Genomic DNA, 2146 nt, shown 5'->3' on the forward strand with positions numbered 1-2146 from the left:
GACGTGCAGACGTACTGCATCGGCCAGGCCGCCTCCGCCGCCGCCGTCATCCTCGGCGCCGGCGCCCCGGGCAAGCGGTTCGCGCTGCCGAACGCCCGGGTGCTCATCCACCAGCCCGCCATCGAGGGCACCGGCGGCATGGCCTCCGACCTCGAGATCCACGCCAACGAGATCATCCGGATGCGGGAGTGGCTGGAGGAGACGATCGCCAAGCACTCCGGCCGTGACGTCGAGACCGTCCGCAAGGACATCGACCGCGACAAGATCCTCTCGGCCGAGGCCGCGAAGGAGTACGGCCTCGTCGACGAGGTGCTCGCCTCGCGCAAGGCCAACACCTGAGCCCTGCCGTCCGCCGCACGACGCCGCCCGGTCCCCCCGAGGGACCGGGCGGCGTCGTCGTACCGGGCAACGACCCGGCGCCGTCGTACCGGGGGACGACTGGGGGCGCCGTCGCACCGGGCGCGTTCGGGACGCGTCGTCGTACCGGAGAACGACCAGCCGGACCGTCGACTCGTCGACGTCAGGCGTCCTCCGCGCCCCCAACCCTCTCCGGCGTGCGAGACCTCTCCGACCCACGGGGTTCTCGCTGAGCACCGCAGATCTCGCCGACCCATGGGGCTCCCGCCCCGACGTGTCGGTGAGATCGACGTGGCCCGACGGGATCCGCCGGAGTCGGAGACTTCTCGCAGCGGGAGTCCGGGGCCGGGGCTGTGGATGACATCGGCACCGATGCGCCGCGCGCTGCCAGGCTGGCCCGCATGCTCGGACCACCCGCTCCCGTTCCCTTCGACCCCGGCGTGCTGCGCACGGGGTCGGACCTGCGTCGTGCCGGGATCGAACCGAGTCGGGAGCCGGGGTGGCACCACGTGGGGCACGGGGCGTGGCTTCCGGACGCGACCTGGGGCCGTCTGACCTCCGTGCAGCGCCACGCCGCCGTCGTCCACGCAGCCGACCTGCGTGGGTCCCGGCGCGCACAGCGGACCTACGCCCTCACCTCGGCGGCTGCCGTGTGGGGCCTGCCGCGCATCGGGCCCTGGCCGGGGACCGTGATGATCCTCGTCGCGGACCCCGCGGTGCGTGGGACCAGGGTGGTCCGCCCTCATCTCGGCCCGCCCGCCGAGACCGTGTCGCTCCAGGGGCTGCGGGTGACCTCCGCCGCTCGGACCGTCGTGGACCTGGCGCGCACCGGGTCCCTCGACTCCGCGCTGGCCGCCGCCGACCACGCCCTCCGCCACGGGCTCTGCACACCCCAGCAGCTGGCCGAGGAAGTGGCCGCGGTCCCGCCCTCCTCGCGTGGACGTCGCGTCGCCGCACTCGTGCGAGACCTCGCCGATCCCCTCAGCATGTCGGCGGGCGAGAGTCTGTCGCGCCTCCAGATGTACCGGCTCAACGTGCCGAGGCCCGTGCTGCAGGGGAAGCGGGAGGACTCCGCAGGGCTGATCGGGTACGTCGACTTCGACTGGGAGCACGCGGTCGGGGAGTTCGACGGCAAGGTGAAGTACCGGGTCCCCGACGGTGCCGATCCCGCGACGGCAGGCGAGATCGTGTGGCGCGAGAAGAAGCGAGAGGACCGGATCCGACGGCAGGCGCCGCTCGGGCGCTGGGTCTGGGCGGACGCGCTCGATGCCGAACGACTCCGTCCGATCCTCGCGGCGATCGGTGTCCGGTCGGCGCCACGCAGCACCTGGTTCGACCTCGGGGCGCACCACGCCGGCTGACACCCGAGCCTCAGGTGCCTCGCCAGAATGCGAGACCTCTCCGACAGGCGTCGGTGTCGCCGACCCGTGCTGATCTCGCCGAGCCATGGCGCGAGAGCACCGACGTCTCGGCGGGTTCGACATGCCCGGGCGAGAACCACATGGGTGGGAGACATCTCGCACCGGGGGCGTCCGGAGGGGGCGGGTTGCGCTGACAGCGAACCGAGGCGACGCGCCGACCGGCGCGGCGGTTCAATGGGTGCGACAGGACAGCTCGGCGGGTAGCGTCGGGGCCGTTGTCGCCGCCGAGGGAAGGACCGCGTCCGTGGCACGCGTCGGAGAGACCAGTGACCTGCTGAAGTGCTCCTTCTGCGGCAAGTCGCAGAAGCAGGTCAAGAAGCTCATCGCCGGTCCCGGCGTGTACATCTGCGACGAGTGCATCGACCTGT

3 protein-coding genes are annotated in these 2146 nt (G+C 72.6%); all 3 read left to right on the top strand.

The features are described from left to right. Positions 1 to 339 (top strand): ATP-dependent Clp protease proteolytic subunit (locus tag EPD83_RS20125; RefSeq protein WP_205859407.1); only part of this gene is annotated, 339 nt, incomplete at its 5' end. 578 nt (positions 340 to 917) lie between these two features. Further along, the gene (locus tag EPD83_RS20130) at positions 918 to 1718 is read left to right on the top strand and encodes a hypothetical protein (RefSeq protein ID WP_165567068.1); all 801 of its coding nucleotides are present in this window, start codon (positions 918 to 920) and stop codon (positions 1716 to 1718) included. 304 nt (positions 1719 to 2022) lie between these two features. Next, positions 2023 to 2146, top strand: a 124-nt coding sequence (locus EPD83_RS20135) for a ClpX C4-type zinc finger protein (protein ID WP_165567069.1), incomplete at its 3' end; no start/stop codon positions are given.

Source organism: Phycicoccus flavus (assembly GCF_004025965.2).
Taxonomy (GTDB): domain Bacteria; phylum Actinomycetota; class Actinomycetes; order Actinomycetales; family Dermatophilaceae; genus Phycicoccus; species Phycicoccus flavus.